This window comes from Pseudomonas sp. A-1 (assembly GCF_004801855.1).
Classification (GTDB): Bacteria; Pseudomonadota; Gammaproteobacteria; order Pseudomonadales; family Pseudomonadaceae; genus Geopseudomonas.
Genome location: NZ_SSTC01000083.1, coordinates 1 through 17,622 on the forward strand (window position 1 = coordinate 1; position 17,622 = coordinate 17,622).

Consider the following 17,622-nt stretch of genomic DNA (forward strand, 5'->3'; position numbering starts at 1 on the left):
TCGGGGTGACCGGCTGGCCGGCCGCCGGCAGCGGCATGGCCGCGTTGGCGGCATCCAGCTCCTCGACCGCCGCCTGTCCGGCGGCGCGCGCCAGCGGCTCGCGCGGCACCGGCTGCCCCTGGCCGACCAGCGGCAACGGCACCGCCTTGCCGTCACCGGCGAACTCGATGGACGGCGCGCTCGCCACGCCAGACTCACCAGCCGGAACGCCATCCGGCCGAGGCAGCTCCGGGGCGCCCCCCTTCATCACCAGAGCCAGGGCCACACCGGCCACCACCACGCCGAGGGCGACGATGTGCTTCTTCGGCAGGCTCAGGCCACCACCGGCCTGCGCCTGCGGCTGATGCTCGACCAGCATGGCCTCGACCAGCACCTCCCGGGCAACCCGATTGATCGCTCCCGGCCAACCTCCCGACTCGGCGTGGATCTCCTCTATCTGCGCATCATCGAACAGCTCCAGCTCCTGACCGGCACCTTCCAGGCGTTGCGCCAGGTAGGCACGGGTATCGGCCAGAGTGTAGGGCTGCAGCTGCTGTACATGGCAGTTGGCGGCCCTGCCGCGGGCATCCAGACGCGCCAGCAGCTCAGGCTCGCCGAACAGGAACACATGGGCGCGACCATCGCTGTCCCCGGCCGCCAGGGCCGCCAGGGTATCCAGCGCCTCGTCCTGCAGCTTCTCGGCATCGTCGACCAGCAGGTAGACCTCCTGGCCGACCTGATTGAGGCGGGCGACCTGACCGAGCAGGCCGTCGACATCCTGATAGCTGCCTCCCAGGCCGTGGCTGAAGGCGCGCAGCAGCATGGGACTGCTGGCTGCCTGGCGGGCCGAGACCGGCACGCTGACCACGCTGCTCTTGTTGCTGCTGGCGACCAGCGCCTGGCGCAGCAGCGTCTTGCCGCTGCCCAGAGGGCCGGTCACCACCTGCATCAGCGCGCTGTAGCGCGCCAACTGGTGCAACTGCGCCAGCACCGGCTTGCGCTGCGCGGGAAAGAACTTGAAGCCCGGCACCCGAGGGGTGAAGGGGTCGTGCGTAAACTGGTAATGCTCAACAAATGCCTCATCGGCCTGCAGGCTGGTCATGAATGCCTCATCCCATTTGCACAAAAAGCCCCGGCGCGAACGCCGAGGCCATCAGCTCACTTCATGCTTGACGGACCAGCGCAGCGTAGTCCGTACGCAACGTCGCCTCGAGAACCTCGCGGGGGTAGTCCGCGGTGACCACGGCATCGCCGAGCTGGCGCAGCAGCACCAGACGCAACTGGCCATCGAGAACCTTCTTGTCGACCGCCATGTGGCGCAGGAATTCCTCCGGCCCCATTTCCGCCGGGGGCACCAGCGGCAGACCGGCGCGCGCCAGCAGGCGGATACCGCGATCGCGAGCCGCGGCATCGATCCAGCCAAGACGGCAGGACATTTCCAGCGCCATCACCGTGCCGGCCGCCACCGCCTCGCCATGCAGCCAGACCCCGTAACCCATCTCGGTCTCGATGGCATGGCCGAAGGTGTGGCCGAGGTTGAGAGTGGCGCGCACGCCGGACTCACGCTCGTCGGCATTCACCACCCGCGCCTTGGCCGCGCAGGAGCGCTCGACCGCCTCGCTGACCGCCTCGGCGTCCAGCGCGCGCAGCGCATCGATGTGCAGTTCCAGCCAGGCAAGGAACGGCTCATCGCAGATCAGCCCGTACTTGATCACCTCGGCGAGGCCGGCCGACAGTTCGCGCGCCGGCAGGGTTCCCAGGGTCGCCGTATCGATCACCACTGCCTTCGGCTGGTAGAAGGCGCCGATCATGTTCTTGCCCAGCGGGTGGTTGATACCGGTCTTGCCACCCACCGAGGAGTCCACCTGCGACAGCAGGGTGGTCGGCACCTGGATGAAATCGACACCACGCTGGTAGCAGGCGGCGGCGAAACCGGCCATGTCGCCGATCACTCCGCCACCGAGGGCGATCAGGGTGGTGCGCCGGTCGTGGCGCGCCTCGAGCAGACCGTCGAAGATCAGCTGCAGGGTTTCCCAGTTCTTGAACGCCTCGCCGTCGGGCAGGACGATGGGCGTCACCTGGTAGCCCTGCAGGGTGTCCAGCAGGCGCTGCAGATACAGCGGCGCCACCGTCTGGTTGGTGACGATCGCCACCTGGCGGCCGGCAATGTAGGGAGTGAAGCAGTCGCGCCGGTCGAGCAGACCAGCGCCAATGAAGATGGGATAGCTGCGCTCGCCGAGATCGACGTGAAGAGTCCGCATGTGGCCCCCGCTCATGGAAAAAGACCACTAGGATAGCGCAGTTCGCCCCCCATTCGGAGCGGACTTGCGCCTTGGTCGTAGACGCCGGCCGCCAGCGCTCAACGAGGGGGCAACTGCTCCAGACGGCCCAGCACTTCCTGCACCACCAGGCGCGGCGGTCGCTGGTCGGTCTCGATGATCACGTCGGCAATCTCGCGATAGAGGGGGTCGCGGAGCGCCATCAACTCACGCAGCACCTGGCCGGGATTGGCCGTGCGCAACAGCGGGCGATTGCGATCCCGCGCAGTGCGCTCCAGCTGCTGCTCCACTGAGGTGTGCAGGTAGACCACCCGCCCACCGGCGCGCAGCGCTTCGCGATTGGCCGGGCGCAACACCGCGCCGCCGCCGGTGGCCAGCACCAGGCCATCCTCATGACAGAGGTCGGCGATCACCGCCTGCTCGCGCTCGCGGAAACCCTGCTCGCCTTCGACATCGAAGATCCACGGGATGTCCGCACCGGTGCGCACCTCGATTTCCTTGTCGGAATCCTTGAACGGCAGGTGCAGCTCCTTGGCCAGAAGACGCCCGATGGTGCTCTTGCCAGCCCCCATCGGGCCCACGAGTATCACATTGCGCACGTATCAACGACTCACCGAAATTGCCTGGGTGTCCATGATACGCGGGGTGAGGAAGATCAGCAGCTCGGATTTGCTGTCGCTTACCAGATCACGGCGGAACAGCCGACCAAGGAATGGCAGATCTCCGAGGAACGGCACTTTCTCGACTGATTTACCTTGCGAATTGGAGTAAACACCACCGATCACGATGGTTTCACCATCATTGACCAGAACTTTGGCATTGACCTCATTCTTGTTGATCGGAGGCACGCCACCGATGGCACGACCAAAGTCAGGCTCATCCTTGGTGACTTTCACCTCGAGCATGACACGGTTGTCCGGCGTAATCTGCGGGGTCACCTCCAGGGCCAGCGCAGCCTCCTTGAACGAAGTGCTGGTAGCACCGCTGGAGCTGGCCTCCTGGTAAGGCACTTCCGAGCCCTTCAGAATCTTCGCGGTTTCCTTGTCGGACGTGACCACCTTGGGCTGGGACACAATCTCGCCATTACCACTCGCCTCCATGGCAGTCAGCTGCAAATCGAGGATCACGTTGTCGGTGATGAAGCCCAGACCGAAGCCCGAAGTAGCTCCGGCCGCGCCCAAATCGACGAAGGGGCTGTTGACTGGCACCGTGGGGGTACCGGGAAACCGTCCCACCTGCCCCTCATCGCCATCCTCCACTCCCAGGTTGCCATCCTTACCCCAGGCACGCCACTTGGTATCGTTAGCCTTCCAAAGGTTGCCGCCCCAACGGACACCGAGGCTCTTGTCGTAATCGACATTGGCCTCCACGATGCGCGCTTCGATCATCACCTGGCGCACCGGGATATCCAACTGGGCAACGATGCGACGCAGCTCATCGAGCTTGTCCTGGGTTTGGTAGGCGATGATGCTATTGGTGCGGTCATCTACAGTAACCGACCCACGTTCCTTGCCCTGCTCCTCGCCACTGGTGACTGACTGGAAGAGCGTGGCGATATCGGAGGCCTTGGCATAGTTGACCTGAATCAACTCCCGGCGCAGCGGTGCCAGCTCAGCGATCTGCTTCTGCGCCTCCAACTCCTGGCGCTCGCGGGCGGCAATCTCGTCGGCCGGCGCCACCAGCAGCACGTTGCCGATCTTGCGCTTGTCCAGGCCCTTGGTCTTCAGCACCAGATCCAGCGCCTGATCCCAGGGTACGTTCTGCAGACGCAGGGTGATATTGCCCTGCACGGTGTCGCTGGCCACCAGGTTGAGGTCGGTGAAATCGGCGATCAACTGCAGCACCGAGCGCACGTCGATATCCTGGAAGTTCAGCGACAGTTTCTCGCCGGTATAGGCGAAGCGCTCGCCCTTGCGCTTCTCCACGTCCGCCTGAGTCAGCGGCTTGACGCTGATGGTCAGCCGGTTGTCGGTCTGGTAGGCGAGGTAGTCGTAATGGCCGCTCGGCTCGATGACGATGGTGGCCTTGTCGCCGCTGACGGAGGCGTTGACGAACTGCACCGGGGTGGCGAAATCCTTCACATCCAGGCGCGCACGCAATTGCTCGGGCAACTGGGTGCGCGGAAACTCGAGGCGGATCCTGCCGCCACTCTCCTGGATATCGGGTGCGATCCCAGCCTCGGACAGGTCGATGACGACATTGCCTTCACCCTGCTCGCCGCGCTGGAAATCGATGTTGCGGATCGCCTTGCCGGCCGGCACGAACGGCTGAGAAGCCTGGGCCAGCGGCCGGGCTGCCGCAGGCGCCGGAACCGCACTGACGCTGCCGGCGGCGGCCGCCGCCGAGCCACCAACCACGACGAACAGGTTATTGCCCTCGACACGCGTGCTGTATGGAGCCTGGGTGCTGAGGTTGATGATCAGCCGGGTACGATCCTTGGCCTCGACCACAGTCACACTGCGAGCATTACCGACGCCCAGTTCGCGATTGCGCGAGCCAAGCCTGTTGCTGACTCCCGGCAGGTCCAGGGCTATGCGCGCCGGCTGGTCGATGGTGTAACCACGCGGGGCGGCCACCGGCTCGTCGAAGGCCAGTTTCAGCTCGACCCGGTCCCCGGGCAGGGCCGCCACATCGAGCCCCTGCAGGTTGGCGGCCAGGGTCGCCTGCGAAAGCAGCGCCGCCAGCAGCGACAGGCTGAAGCGCGAAATGCAAGTGTTCATTGTCTGAATCCGTTGTGCAGACCGAATTGGATTGTGCATGCGTGGAAGCCCCCTCAGGAACGCTCTTTGAGGGTCAGGGTGCGCGGCCGCTCGAGCCAGCCCCCCTCGCCGTCCGGAACAATTTCGACGACCTCGATGCGCTCGTCGGCGATCGTCACGATGCGACCGTGGTTGCGCCCTAGGTAGTCGCCGACCTTGACCCGGTGCACTCCGCCGGCACCGTTGACCAGGGCGAAGCGGCCGTTGTCATTGGCCAACAGGCCGACCATCTGGAACACCTCAATGTTGAAACCCTCGAGGAACTGCTTGGGCCGTGTCTCGTCGGGCTTGATTTCCACCGAGCCCTTCTGGCGCTTCTGCAGGTCGACCCTGACCGGCGGCTGGAACGGACTGCGCATCGCCGCGGCACTGTAGGTGAAGGCCTCGTAGGGCTGGAACTTGGGCAGCGGCTCGATTTCCCCCCTGGGACGTCCGCGCACCTCGTTCATGTAGGCCTGCAGGTCTGCGAAGTCTCCCGAGGACTCGCAGGCGGTGAGACTGAGCAGCAGCAGGCTGCCGATAATCAGGCGGGAGCCGTTCATCATTTCAGCCCCTTGTCGTTGTAACGGTAGGTCTTGGCCAGGATGCTCATTGCCAGTTTCGCATCGCCCACCTCCCCCTGCGGCTTGATCTCGAAGTCGTGCAGGGTGACGATCCGCGGCAGACTGGCGGCACCACTGACGAAAGAGGCCAGATCGTGGTAACCACCGACCACACGAATCTGGATCGGCAGCTCGATGTAGAACTGCTGGGTGACTTCCGGCAGCAGCTTGATCTCCTCGAACTCCAGGCCGCTGCCAAGGCCGGTGCGGGTGATGTCCTCGAGCAGGCCGGGCACCTCGGTATCGCTGGGCAACTGCCGCAGCAGCGCACCGAAGGACTGCTCCATCTCCACCATCTGCTGGCGGTAGGCGTCCAGGTTGGCGGCCTGGAAGGCCTTGGTGGCGAACTGCTCCTTGAGAAGCTCCTCCTCGCTGCGCTGCTGGTCGAGCTGCGCCTGCAGATCCATGAGATGGAAGTTGTAGCCCAGCGCCAGTACCACCACGAAAAGCAGGATGCCGGCGATGACCTTAACCGGCCCCGGCCAGGACCCCAAATTGTTGACATCGAGTTCGTTGAAGTTGACCTTGCGCAGGCTTTCCAGGGATTCAGCCAGACTCATTGCTTGGCACCTCCTCGCTGGGCGACGGACTTGTCAACATTCTCGGGCTGGGTCTGCTGCACGCTCAGCTTGAACACGTTGGCCTGGTCCACGGCGCCGGCGGTCACCGCCTTGACCTCGGTCAGGTTGGGCGCCTCCAGCCACTCGGAGGCATCCAGGTTGCGCATCAGGGTGGACACGCGATTGTTGGACTCGGCGGCGCCGCCGATGGCGATGTTCTTGCCGGTCATCTTCAGTTCGGTGAAGTGCACGCCATCGGGCAGGGTACGCACCAGTTGATCGAAGATCCGGCCGATGATGGGCCGATTGCCCTGCAGGTCCTGGATGATCTTCATCCGCTCCAGCAACTGCTGACGGCGCTGCCGCAACTCGCTGATCTCCTTGATCCGCCCATCCAGCACGGCGATTTCCTTGCGCACGAAGTCGTTGCGTGCGTTCTGCTGCTCGATGGCCATGTTCAGGTAGCGGTCGCCGGCGAACACCAGCGCAGCACCACCCACCAGCACAGCTCCGAGCGCCACCAGGAAACGCTGCTTGCGCTCCTCGCGGCGCTGCTCGCGCCAGGGAAGAAGGTTGATTCTGGCCATCAGTCGAAACTCCTCATCGCCAGGCCGCAGGCGATCATCAGCGCCGGCGCATCGCTGGCCAGCGCCGCGGCATTCACCTTGCTGCCCAGCGCCATGTCGGCGAAGGGGTTGGCCACCACGCAGGGGGTGCCGATCTTCTGCTGGATCAACCGGTCGAGATCCGGCAGGGACGCCGTACCGCCGGCCAGCAGGATGCAGTCGACGTCGCTGTACTGGCCGGCGGCGAAGAAGAACTGCAGCGAGCGCGACACCTGCTGCACCACGGCCTCCTTGAAGGGCAGCAGCACTTCGCTGTCGTAGTCGTCCGGCAGGCCACCCTGCTTCTTGGCCAGACCGGCCTCCTCGAAGGACAGCCCGTAGCGGCGCTGGATCTCCTCGGTCAGCTGCTTGCCGCCGAACAGCTGCTCGCGGATGTAGATGGTCTTGCCGTTGTGCAGCACGCTGAGGGTGGTCATGGTCGCACCGACGTCCACCACCGCCACGGTCAGCTCGTCGCGCTCGCCCGCCAGGCGCGGCTCGAGCAGCGAGTAGGCGCGCTCCAGCGCATAGGCCTCGACATCGACTACCCGAGGGGTCAGGCCGGCGAGAGCCAGGGCGGCCTCGCGCACCTCGACGTTCTCCCGGCGGCAGGCCGCCAGCAGCACCTCGACACGCTCGGGGTTGCGTGGCGCCGGGCCCTGGACCTCGAAGTCGATGGCCACCTCCTCGAGGGGATAGGGGATGTACTGGTCGGCCTCGATCTTCAGCTGGTTCTCCAGCTCGTCCTCGGACAGCCCGGCGTCCATCTCGATGCTCTTGGTGATCACCGCCGAGCCAGCCACGGCCACGGCCGCGTTCTTGACCCCGGTGCGGGCCTTGACCAGCACGCGGCTCAGCGCCTGACCGACACCCTCGATCTCGGCGATGTTCTTCTCGACGACGGCATTCGGCGGCAACGGCTCGACCGCATAGGCCTCAACCTTGTAGCGCCCCCCCGAGCGGCTCAGCTCCAGCAGCTTTACCGAGGTGGAGCTGATGTCGATCCCCAATAGCGTATTCGCGGTCTTGTTGAAGAGCCCTAGCACGGCCAATTTCCTATCAGCATCCGATGGTTACGGACGGTTCGCGTATTTCAGCATTAAACACCCCCACTTGACAGAGGGGTAAATGGCTACCTCGGGGAAAAAACACTTATAATGTGAACAGCTTTTGCCTTTTCCCTGCCGCCCAGTCACCGCCTTTCCCCCCGGACAAGCCAGATTCCCAATGCGTCTGTTGAAGCTTCTGTCGTGGACCTGTGTCGCCCTGCTCAGCGCATTGCTGCTCGGCTTCAGCGGCACCTTCCTCTATCTCAGCCCGGGCCTGCCCTCCGTCGAAACGCTGCGCAACGTGCGCATGCAGGTACCGCTGCGCGTCTACAGCGCCGACGCCAAGCTGATCGCCGAATTCGGCGAGATGCGCCGCAGCCCCATCGCCTTCGCCGACATCCCCCAGGACTTCATCGATGCCCTGCTGGCGGCAGAGGATGACAATTTCGCCCGCCATCATGGCATCGACGTCAAGAGCCTGATGCGTGCCGCGGCGCAATTGCTGAAGAGCGGGCAGATCCAGACCGGCGGCAGCACCATCACCATGCAGGTGGCGAAGAACTTCTTCCTCTCCAACGAGAGAAGTTTCTCGAGGAAAATCAACGAGATACTCCTGGCACTGCAGATCGAGCGGGCGCTCGGCAAGAACGAGATCCTCGAGCTCTACGTCAACAAGATCTATCTTGGCAACCGCGCCTACGGCATCGAGGCGGCGGCACAGATCTACTACGGCAAGCCGATCGGCGAGCTGTCGCTGGCCCAGTTGGCGATGATCGCCGGCCTGCCCAAGGCTCCCTCGCGCTACAATCCGGTGGTCAACCCCGAGCGCGCCAAGATCCGCCGCGACTGGATCCTCTCGCGCATGCGCGAGCTGGGCAAGATCGACCTGCAGCGCTATCAGAGCGCACTGGCCGAACCCGTCGAAGTGCGCCAGCAGGCTGCCAGCCCGCCGGAGCTGGAGGCCCCTTACGTGGCGGAGATGGCCCGCGCGGAAATCATCGGTCGCTTCGGCAGCGACGCCTATACCGAAGGCTATCGTGTCCACACCACCGTCAGCAGCAGACTGCAGAGCGCGGCCAACCAGGCCCTGCGCGACGGCCTGATCGAGTACGACCAGCGTCACGGCTACCGCGGCCCGGAGCAACGCCTGCCACAGCTCGACGCGACAGGCTGGCTGGGCAGGCTGGCCGAACAGCGCACTCTCGGCGGCCTGGAGCCGGCGATCGTCAGCGCCATCGACAGCGACGGCATCCGCATCCTGACCCGCGGCGGCAGCGAGGAAGCCGTGGCCTGGGACACCATGCGCTGGGCACGCCCGCGCCTCGGCAACAATAGCCTGGGCCGCCAGCCGAGCAAACCGGCCGACGTGGTGCAGAAAGGCGACCTGATCCGCGTGCAGCGCCAGGCCGACGGCACCCTGCGCTTCGTCCAGCTGCCGCAGGCCCAGGGCGCGCTGGTCTCCCTGGACCCGGCCGATGGTGCGATCCGCGCCCTGATCGGCGGCTTCGCCTTCGAGCAGAGCAACTACAACCGCGCCACCCAGGCCAAGCGTCAGCCCGGCTCGAGCTTCAAGCCGTTCGTCTACAGCGCCGCCCTGGACAAGGGTTTCACCGCCGCCAGCCTGATCAACGACGCCCCCATCGAGTTCGTCGACCCCTACAGCGGCGAAGTCTGGCGTCCGAAGAACGACAACAATACCTTCCTCGGCCCGATCCGCATGCGCGAGGCCCTGTTCAGGTCGCGCAACCTGGTGTCGATCCGCCTGCTGCAGGAAATCGGCATCGACTACGCCCTCGACTACGGCAAGCGCTTCGGCCTGCCCCCGGAGGAGTTGCCGCGCAACTTCTCCCTGGCCCTCGGCACCGCCAACCTCACTCCCCTCGAGGTGACCACCGGCTACGCGGTATTCGCCAATGGCGGCTACCGGGTGCAGCCCTACCTGATCACCCGCATCGACGACCGCGACGGCAAGACCCTGTACCAGGCCAACCCGCCGCGGGTACCGAGCGCGCAGGAGCCGGCGCCGGTGATGGCCAGCGACGCTGCGCCCACCCCCGACAGCCCGCAGGCGGCACCCGCCCAGCAGGCCCAGCGGGCGATCGATGCACGCACCGCCTACATCATGACCAGCATGCTGCAGGACGTGATCAATCGCGGTACCGGCCGTCGCGCCCTGAGCCTGGGGCGCAGCGACCTGGCCGGCAAGACCGGCACCACCAACGAGCAGAAGGACTCCTGGTTCGCCGGCTACAACGGCGACTTCGTCACCACCGCCTGGGCCGGCTTCGACCAGCCGCAGAGCCTCGGCCGCCACGAATATGGCGGCACCGTGGCCCTGCCGATCTGGATCCGCTACATGGACGTTGCCCTCAAGGACCGCCCGATGCACCTGCCGCCGGAACCGGAGGGCCTGCTGCGCCTGCGCATCGACCCGAGCACCGGTCGCGCCGCCGCCGCGGGGGCCAGCGGTGCCTTCTTCGAGCTGTTCAACAAGGACGCACCGCCGCAGCCGGCGCAGGAAGTCAGCAGCGACGGCTTCCGGGACCAGTTCGGCAGCGAGCCGGCTGCAGTGCCCATCGACCTGTTCTGACCCGCCCGGACATGAAAAAACCCGCCGAATGGCGGGTTTTTTTCTGGCTTGCCGATCGATCAGGCGCCGAACACGTCATCCACCGACTTCAGCGGATAGTGCGCCGGATAGCCCAGGCGCGCCACGCCGGTCTCGATGGCCGCCTTGGCCACCGCATCCGGCACCAGCTGGATCAGGCGCTGATCCATCGGCTTGGGAATGATGTACTCGCGACCGAACTCCAGGCAGTCGACACCGTAGGCTGCACACACTTCCTGCGGCACCGGCAGCTTGGCCAGCTCGCGGATGGCGTTGACCGCGGCGATCTTCATCTCTTCGTTGATGCGGGTGGCGCGCACGTCGAGGGCACCACGGAAGATGAACGGGAAGCCGAGGACGTTGTTGACCTGGTTCGGGTAGTCGGAACGGCCGGTGGCCATGATCACGTCCGGGCGCACCTCGCGGGCCAGCTCCGGCTTGATCTCCGGATCCGGGTTGGAGCAGGCGAACACGATCGGATTGGGCGCCATGCGCGCCAGGTCTTCCGGCGGCAGCAGGTTGGCCCCGGACAGGCCGACGAACACGTCGGCACCCTCCATCGCGTCGGACAGGGTGCGCTTGTCGGTCTCGTGGGCGAACACCGCCTTGTACTGGTTCAGATCGTCGCGACCGGCGTGGATCACGCCCTTGCGGTCGATCATGTAGATGTTCTCGATCTTCGCACCGATGGCGACCAGCAGCTTCATGCAGGCGGTGGCCGCGGCGCCGGCGCCGAGGCAGACGATCTTCGCGTCTTCCAGCTTCTTGCCGACGATCTCCAGGGCATTGAGCATGCCGGCGGCGGTGACGATGGCGGTGCCGTGCTGGTCGTCGTGGAACACCGGGATGTCGCACTGCTCGATCAGCGCGCGCTCGATCTCGAAGCACTCGGGCGCCTTGATGTCCTCGAGGTTGATGCCGCCGAAGGTGATGGAAATGCGCTTGACGGTATCGATGAAGGCCTGCGGGCTTTCGGCGTCCACCTCGATGTCGAACACGTCGACACCGGCGAAACGCTTGAACAGCACGCCCTTGCCTTCCATCACCGGCTTGGAGGCCAGCGGACCGAGATCGCCCAGACCGAGGATCGCGGTACCGTCGGAAATCACCGCCACCAGATTGCCCTTGCCGGTGTACTTGAACGCCAGCTCGGGGTCGCGGGCGATCTCGCGCACCGGCTCGGCGACGCCGGGGCTGTAGGCAAGGGACAGGTCGCGCGCGGTAGCCGTGGGCTTGGTCAGCTCGACGCTCAGCTTGCCGGGGCGGGGCTGGGCATGGTACTCGAGCGCGGCGGTTTTCAAATCAGACATGTTGGTGCTTCCGCTTTCTATAGTTATGTAGGTACAGACAGGGATCCCGAGCATACGGCAAGAGCGCGAAGCCCCACAAGAGCATCACCGCAGAGCCTCGAAGCCGCCTGTCAAGGGCCACTTTCGGCCAGCCCCGCAGCCACCTCGCCGGCCCGCCCCGGCGCTGCCCGGGCCCACCTTTTCAGCGCCGCTCGAGCATCGCCGGATGGGTGAGCGGCAACAGCCAGCGCGCCTGCCGCTGCCCGGATGAGCCGCGCCGGCGGCGCTCGATCACCCAGCCACGCGCCTCGACCATCTGTCCCCGCAGCTTCCGCAGGGCGTGCTCGTCGAACTGTGCCAGCACGCTCGGAGCAACCTGCAGCACCAGGTCGCCCTCCAGCTCCAGCCAGACTCCGCCGCGATTGTGCTCGATCCGCTCCACCCGCCCGCGCACCAGGGCAAAGCCGGCGCGGCGCAGCTGCGCCGGCTCGATCAGCGGACTGCGCCGCCACACTCCCCGGCCGCCCGCACGGGCTCCCGCCTCGGCGGCGAACTGGCACTGCGCCAGCGCGGTGTTCGGCGCCAGCGCCACGGCGAAGCCGAGACCGGCGGCGAGCTGCTGTGCCTCCCAGTTGCGCCCGTCACGACCGAAGGCATGCGCCAGGAGACGGCCGTAGCGATCGCGCCCCTGCACGCCGGAGACCAAGGCAACCTGCCCACCGCTGGCGGCGACCAGACGCTCGAGATGACGGGTCGCCGCCTCGGCGAACGGCTCGGGTGGGCGGCCATCGCGGCCCCGCTCCGGTGCGTTGAGGCCGATCAGGCGCACGCTGCGGCCATCGCCCAGGCGCAGGGTATCGCCGTCCACCACCCGCACCACCGACGCCTCGCGCAGCGGCCCCGGCGCCCAGCAGCCATCGGCCCGGGCGCCGGGCAGCGCCAGGGCAAAAGCAGCACAAACAAAAAAGGCGCCCCAGAGGGACGCCTTTTTGGTGGCTGCGGGAAACGCCTGGCGAGTCCCGCTGCGCATCGCTTACTTCTTGGTGGAACCGAAGCCGGCGAAACGCTGCTTGAAGCGGTCGATGCGGCCGCCGGTGTCCAGCACCTTCTGCTTGCCGGTGTAGAACGGGTGGCACTCGGAGCAGACGTCGAGGCTCAGGTCCTTGCACAGGGTGGAACGGGTCTTGACCACGTTGCCGCAGCTGCAGGTCGCGGTGACTTCTTCGTACGCGGGATGGATTTCCGGTTTCATCTATGGATCCTCAGGGGTGGTGTGCCGCCACCCGACACCATGCCGGGCACCGCACGAGGTAATTCACCGGGGCAGCCAGGCCACCCGGAAAAATAGGGCGGCATGATAACAGACGCCCTATCCGATGCAAGCATCCGGCCGTCACGGCGGCGCAGTGCCTGCGTGCTAAGATCGCCGGCCTTCGCCTGCGGAGCCCCTGCGTGACCCTGCCCATCCTGCGCCTCGCCCTGCCCTCGCCGCTGCGCCGCCTGTTCGACTACCGCGCGCCCACCGATTGCGACCCGACCCTGCTCGTGCCCGGCGTACGCCTGCGCGTGCCGTTCGGCCGCCGCGAGCTAGTCGGCGTGCTGGTGGAGAAGATCGCCCACAGCGAGGTGCCGGAGGAACGCCTGCGCGCAGCCGTCGCCCTGCTCGACCGCCGCCCGGTGCTGCCGCCGGCGCTGCTCGAGCTGTGCCGCTGGACCGCCAGCTACTACCAGCACAGCCTCGGCGACACCTTCAGCTGGGCGCTGCCCAACCTGCTGCGCCAGGGCGAATCGGCCGAGCGCGGCGAGGAACGCATCTGGCAGGCCGCGACCGGCGCCCGTCTCGACGACCCGCGCCTGACCCGCGCGCCGCGCCAGCGTCAGGCGCTGGCCACCCTGGCCCAGCACCCGCACGGCATCAACCAGAGCCTGCTGGAGCAGTTCCAGCTGTCGCGCGACAGCCTCAAGCTGCTGCACGACAAGGGCCTGGTCGAGGTGATCCGCCGCCGCCCGAGCATTCCCGAGCACCACGGCGCCTGGCTGCTGCAGCCGGAGCTGGCGCTCAACGCCGAGCAGCGCAGCGCCTTCGAGGCGGTGCGCGCAGGCGCAGGACGCTTCCACCCCTGCCTGCTGGCCGGGGTCACCGGCAGCGGCAAGACCGAGGTCTACCTGCAGCTGATCCGCGAGACGCTGGAGGCCGGTAAGCAGGCGCTGGTACTGATCCCGGAGATCAACCTTGGTCCGCAGACCCTCGAGCGCTTCGCCCGCCGCTTCAACGCGCGGATCGCCCTGCTGCACTCGGGACTGACCGACCGCGAGCGCCTGGAAGCCTGGCAGGCTGCCCGCGAGGGCCACGCGCAGATCGTCATCGGCACCCGCTCGGCGCTGTTCACCCCGCTCAGGGCGCCGGGGCTGATCATCGTCGACGAGGAGCACGACGCCTCCTATAAACAGCAGGAAGGTCTGCGCTACCACGCTCGCGACCTGGCAGTGATGCGCGCGCGCCTGGAGCGGGTGCCGCTACTGCTCGGCTCGGCCACGCCGTCGCTGGAAAGCCTGCACAACGCCGAGCAGGGCCGCTACGCCCTGCTGCGCCTGAACCAGCGCGCCGGCGGCGCCCGCCAGCCGCGCTTCGAGCGCCTCGACGTGCGCAGCCGGCCGCTGGACAGCGGCCTCTCGCCGCCGCTGCAGCGGCTGATCGGCGAGACCCTGGCCGCCGGCCAGCAGGTGCTGGTATTCCTCAACCGCCGCGGCTTCGCCCCCACCCTGCTGTGCCACGACTGCGGCTGGATGGCCAAGTGCCCGCGCTGCGACGCGCGCCTGACCGTCCACCAGCGCTCCGGCGAGCTGCGCTGCCACCACTGCGACCACCGCGAGAAGCCGCCAGCCGCCTGCCCGCAGTGCCAGCACGTCGACCTGCGCCCGGTCGGCGTCGGCACCGAACGCAGCGAGGAGCGCCTGCGCATCCTGTTCCCCGACTACCCGATACTGCGCGTCGACCGCGACAGCACCGCGCGCAAGGGCGCCATGGAGCAGCTGTTCGCCACCATCCAGCGCGGCGAGCCGTGCATCCTGGTCGGCACCCAGATGCTCGCCAAGGGCCACCACTTCCCGAGGGTCACCCTGGTGGCCATCCTCGACGCCGACGGCGGCCTGTTCAGCGCGGATTTCCGCGCCAGCGAGCGCATGGCCCAGCTGATCGTCCAGGTCGCCGGCCGCGCCGGCCGCGCCGAGGCGCCGGGGCGGGTGGTGATCCAGACCCACCTGGCCGACCACCCGCTGCTGGTGCAGCTCACCGAGCAGGGCTACTTCGCCTTCGCCGCCCAGGCGCTCAGCGAACGCCGCGCCGCCGGCCTGCCGCCGTTCAGCCACCTGGCCCTGCTGCGCGCCGACGCCCACCAGATGGCGCAGGCCGAGGCATTCCTCGACCAGGCCGCCAGTCTGGCCGAGCAGCGCCTGGCGGACAGCGGCGAGACCGCCGTGCAGGTGCTCGGCCCGGTGCCGGCGCCGATGGAGCGCCGCGCCGGCCGCCACCGCGCCCAGCTGCTGCTGCAGGCCCCCGGCCGCGCCGCCCTGCACCGCCTGCTCGGCCCCTGGCTGCTCGACCTTGAGAGCCTGCCGGGCAACCGCCAGGTCCGCTGGTCGCTGGACGTCGATCCGATCGACCTGTTCTGATCCGGTGGCGGTTGGCAAGCCCCGACGGGCTACGGATAATGTACGGTTTTCGAGCAGCGCCCCGGCGCCCACGCACCCGGCCTGAAGAGCACACCGATGAAAGACAGCATTCGCCACCTGATCCAGCAAGCCCTGACCCGCCTGACCGCCGAAGGCGTGCTGCCGGAGGGACTGACCCCGGCGATCCAGGTGGAGAACACCCGGGACAAGACCCACGGCGACTTCGCCAGCAACATCGCCATGATGCTGGCCAAGCCGGCCGGGATGAAACCGCGCGACCTGGCCGAGAAGCTGATCGCCGCGCTGCCGGTCGATGCCGCCATCAGCAAGGTGGAGATCGCCGGCCCCGGCTTCCTCAACTTCTTCCAGAACAGCGCCGCCCTGGCCGAGCGCCTGGAGGCCGCGCTGGCCGACGCGCAGCTCGGCGTGCGCAAGAGCGGCGCCGCCCAGCGCGTGGTGGTCGACCTGTCCTCGCCGAACCTGGCCAAGGAAATGCACGTCGGCCACCTGCGCTCGACCATCATCGGCGACGCCGTCGGCCGGGTGCTGGAGTTCCTCGGCGATACCGTGATCCGCCAGAACCACGTCGGCGACTGGGGCACCCAGTTCGGCATGCTGCTGGCCTACCTCGAGGAGAATCCGGCCGCCGCCGAGAGCGAGCTGGCCGACCTCGAACAGTTCTACCGCGCGGCCAAGAAGCGCTTCGACGACAGCGCCGAGTTCGCCGACCGCGCCCGCGCCCTGGTGGTCCGGCTGCAGGCCGGCGACGCCGAGTGCCTGCGCCTGTGGCAGCGCTTCAACGACGTGTCGCTGAGCCACTGCCAGGCCGTCTACGACCGCCTCGGCGTCAAGCTGAGCCCGGCCGACGTGCGCGGCGAAAGCGCCTACAACGCCGACCTGCCGCAGATCGTCAGCGAGCTGCAGGCCAAGGGCCTGCTCAGCGAAAGCGACGGCGCGCAGTGCGTGTTCATGGACGAGTTCAGGAACGCCGAGGGCAACCCACTGCCAGTGATCGTGCAGAAGGCCGGCGGCGGCTACCTGTACGCCACCACCGACCTGGCCGCCATGCGCTACCGCAGCCAGACCCTCAAGGCCGACCGCGCCCTGTACTTCGTCGACCAGCGCCAGGCCCTGCACTTCCAGATGGCCTTCGAGGTGGCGCGCCGCGCCGGCTTCGTCCATGAAGGCATGGACCTCGAGCACATGGGCTTCGGCACCATGAACGGCGCCGACGGCCGCCCGTTCAAGACCCGCGACGGCGGCACCGTCAAGCTGATCGACCTGCTCGACGAGGCCGAGCAGCGCGCCTACGCCCTGGTCAAGGCCAAGAACCCCGAGCTGGACGAGGCCGAGCTGCGAGGAATCGCCCAGGCCGTCGGCATCGGCGCGGTCAAGTACGCCGACCTGTCCAAGCACCGCACCAGCGACTACAGCTTCAACTTCGAGCTGATGCTCAGCTTCGAGGGCAACACCGCGCCCTACCTGCTGTACGCCTACACCCGCGTCGCCAGCATCTTCCGCAAGCTGGGCAAGGGCATCGACGAGATCGGCGGGCAGATCGACCTGCAGGCCGAGCAGGAGCAGGCGCTGGCTGCCAAGCTGGCGCAGTTCGGCGAGGTGCTCAACAGCGTCGGCGCCAAGGGTGTGCCGCACGTCCTGTGCAGCTACCTGTACGAACTGGCCGGGCTGTTCTCCAGCTTCTACGAGAACTGCCCGATCCTCGCCGCCGAGGACCCGGCGGTGCAGCAGAGCCGCCTGCGCCTGGCCGCGCTGACCGGCCGTACCCTCAAGCAGGGCCTCGAGCTGCTCGGCCTGACCACCCTGGAGCGCATGTAAGCCCATGTCCGACAGCAAGAAGGAGGCGCCACGCGGCGCCAGCCGCACGCCACCGCCGTCGACTCGCCAGCCGGTACCCGGCTGGATCTGGCTGGCGTGCGGCGCGGCGATCGGCGGCTTCCTGGTGTTCCTCGCCCAGCTCGAGCCGAAGCGCGACGAGGCCAGGCGTGCGCCGGCGGAGGCCGCCGCCAAGCCGGCTGCGCCTGCGGCGCCGCAGCGCCCCAGGTTCGAGTTCTACGAGGAGCTGACCAAGGCCTCGCCGGCCCCCCTGCCCGGCGAGCAACCGACTCCCGAGCAGGTCCAGGCCGCCGAGGCCGCCCGCGCCCAGGCGCTGCTGGAGGGTCGCACTCCGCCGCCGCGCCTGGTGGTCGCGCCGCAGCCGGC

The 17,622-nt window shown here is 67.4% G+C and carries 14 protein-coding genes and 1 pseudogene; 4 read left to right on the forward strand and 11 right to left on the reverse strand.

Going from position 1 to position 17,622, the window contains the following annotated elements:
• From E5198_RS16625 to E5198_RS16660, 8 genes are all read right to left on the reverse strand, one after another.
• The coding region (locus E5198_RS16625) for an AAA family ATPase (protein ID WP_136491085.1) at positions 1 to 1,081 on the reverse strand (1,081 nt) is incomplete at its 3' end.
• A 61-nt stretch (positions 1,082 to 1,142) separates the two neighbouring features.
• Complete coding sequence (gene aroB / locus E5198_RS16630) at positions 1,143 to 2,240, reverse strand: 3-dehydroquinate synthase (protein ID WP_136491086.1); 1,098 nt, start codon at positions 2,238 to 2,240, stop codon at positions 1,143 to 1,145.
• Between the two features lie 98 nt (positions 2,241 to 2,338).
• On the reverse strand, positions 2,339 to 2,857 hold the full coding sequence (gene aroK, locus E5198_RS16635; RefSeq protein WP_136491087.1) for a shikimate kinase AroK: 519 nt from the start codon (positions 2,855 to 2,857) through the stop codon (positions 2,339 to 2,341).
• A gap of 3 nt (positions 2,858 to 2,860) precedes the next feature.
• The gene (pilQ, locus tag E5198_RS16640; protein ID WP_136491088.1) at positions 2,861 to 4,978 is read right to left on the reverse strand and encodes a type IV pilus secretin PilQ; all 2,118 of its coding nucleotides are present in this window, start codon (positions 4,976 to 4,978) and stop codon (positions 2,861 to 2,863) included.
• A 53-nt stretch (positions 4,979 to 5,031) separates the two neighbouring features.
• Entirely contained in the window at positions 5,032 to 5,559 is a 528-nt protein-coding gene (gene pilP / locus E5198_RS16645; protein WP_136491098.1) for a type 4a pilus biogenesis lipoprotein PilP, read from the reverse strand.
• Positions 5,559 to 6,179: a type 4a pilus biogenesis protein PilO gene (gene pilO / locus E5198_RS16650; protein ID WP_136491089.1), complete on the reverse strand. Its 621-nt coding sequence runs from the start codon at positions 6,177 to 6,179 to the stop codon at positions 5,559 to 5,561. Before pilO ends, pilP begins: the two co-directional genes overlap by 1 nt.
• Positions 6,176 to 6,766, reverse strand: coding sequence for a type 4a pilus biogenesis protein PilN (gene pilN, locus E5198_RS16655; RefSeq protein ID WP_136491090.1), 591 nt, complete (start codon positions 6,764 to 6,766; stop codon positions 6,176 to 6,178). The genes pilO and pilN overlap by 4 nt, the downstream gene beginning before the upstream one ends.
• Positions 6,766 to 7,830: a pilus assembly protein PilM gene (locus tag E5198_RS16660; protein ID WP_136491091.1), complete on the reverse strand. Its 1,065-nt coding sequence runs from the start codon at positions 7,828 to 7,830 to the stop codon at positions 6,766 to 6,768. The genes pilN and E5198_RS16660 overlap by 1 nt, the downstream gene beginning before the upstream one ends.
• A 181-nt stretch (positions 7,831 to 8,011) precedes the next feature.
• On the opposite strand from E5198_RS16660, the gene E5198_RS16665 reads away from it, so the two are divergent.
• A complete protein-coding gene (locus E5198_RS16665; protein WP_136491092.1) occupies positions 8,012 to 10,423 on the forward strand; it encodes a penicillin-binding protein 1A in 2,412 nt (803 codons plus the stop codon).
• Between the two features lie 59 nt (positions 10,424 to 10,482).
• Here E5198_RS16665 and E5198_RS16670 read toward each other — a convergent pair whose 3' ends face one another.
• The 3 genes from E5198_RS16670 to rpmE all read right to left on the reverse strand — a co-directional run bounded on the left by E5198_RS16670 (position 10,483) and on the right by rpmE (position 12,982).
• Positions 10,483 to 11,751 (reverse strand): malic enzyme-like NAD(P)-binding protein, encoded by a 1,269-nt coding sequence (locus E5198_RS16670; RefSeq protein WP_136491093.1) that lies wholly within the window; start codon positions 11,749 to 11,751, stop codon positions 10,483 to 10,485.
• Between the two features lie 181 nt (positions 11,752 to 11,932).
• Positions 11,933 to 12,760, reverse strand: coding sequence for a thermonuclease family protein (locus E5198_RS16675; protein ID WP_136491094.1), 828 nt, complete (start codon positions 12,758 to 12,760; stop codon positions 11,933 to 11,935).
• A 3-nt stretch (positions 12,761 to 12,763) separates the two neighbouring features.
• Positions 12,764 to 12,982, reverse strand: coding sequence for a 50S ribosomal protein L31 (gene rpmE, locus E5198_RS16680; RefSeq protein WP_136491095.1), 219 nt, complete (start codon positions 12,980 to 12,982; stop codon positions 12,764 to 12,766).
• Between the two features lie 200 nt (positions 12,983 to 13,182).
• Between rpmE and E5198_RS16685 the strand changes: the two genes are divergently transcribed.
• The 3 genes and pseudogenes from E5198_RS16685 to E5198_RS16695 form a co-directional block, all read left to right on the forward strand.
• Entirely contained in the window at positions 13,183 to 15,402 is a 2,220-nt protein-coding gene (locus tag E5198_RS16685) for a primosomal protein N' (RefSeq protein WP_136491096.1), read from the forward strand.
• Between the two features lie 96 nt (positions 15,403 to 15,498).
• Entirely contained in the window at positions 15,499 to 17,238 is a 1,740-nt protein-coding gene (gene argS, locus E5198_RS16690; protein ID WP_136491097.1) for an arginine--tRNA ligase, read from the forward strand.
• A gap of 4 nt (positions 17,239 to 17,242) precedes the next feature.
• Positions 17,243 to 17,622: pseudogene (locus tag E5198_RS16695) on the forward strand (SPOR domain-containing protein); the annotation flags it as partial.

Bases quoted from the DNA above. Each gene is read 5' to 3' on its own strand.
- aroB (WP_136491086.1), bottom strand. From the start codon at position 2,240: ATGCGGACTCTTCACGTCGATCTCGGCGAGCGCAGCTATCCCATCTTC.
- pilQ (WP_136491088.1), bottom strand. From the start codon at position 4,978: ATGAACACTTGCATTTCGCGCTTCAGCCTGTCGCTGCTGGCGGCGCTG.
- pilP (WP_136491098.1), bottom strand. From the start codon at position 5,559: ATGAACGGCTCCCGCCTGATTATCGGCAGCCTGCTGCTGCTCAGTCTC.
- pilO (WP_136491089.1), bottom strand. From the start codon at position 6,179: ATGAGTCTGGCTGAATCCCTGGAAAGCCTGCGCAAGGTCAACTTCAAC.
- pilN (WP_136491090.1), bottom strand. From the start codon at position 6,766: ATGGCCAGAATCAACCTTCTTCCCTGGCGCGAGCAGCGCCGCGAGGAG.
- E5198_RS16665 (WP_136491092.1), top strand. From the start codon at position 8,012: ATGCGTCTGTTGAAGCTTCTGTCGTGGACCTGTGTCGCCCTGCTCAGC.
- E5198_RS16670 (WP_136491093.1), bottom strand. From the start codon at position 11,751: ATGTCTGATTTGAAAACCGCCGCGCTCGAGTACCATGCCCAGCCCCGC.
- E5198_RS16675 (WP_136491094.1), bottom strand. From the start codon at position 12,760: ATGCGCAGCGGGACTCGCCAGGCGTTTCCCGCAGCCACCAAAAAGGCG.
- rpmE (WP_136491095.1), bottom strand. From the start codon at position 12,982: ATGAAACCGGAAATCCATCCCGCGTACGAAGAAGTCACCGCGACCTGC.
- argS (WP_136491097.1), top strand. From the start codon at position 15,499: ATGAAAGACAGCATTCGCCACCTGATCCAGCAAGCCCTGACCCGCCTG.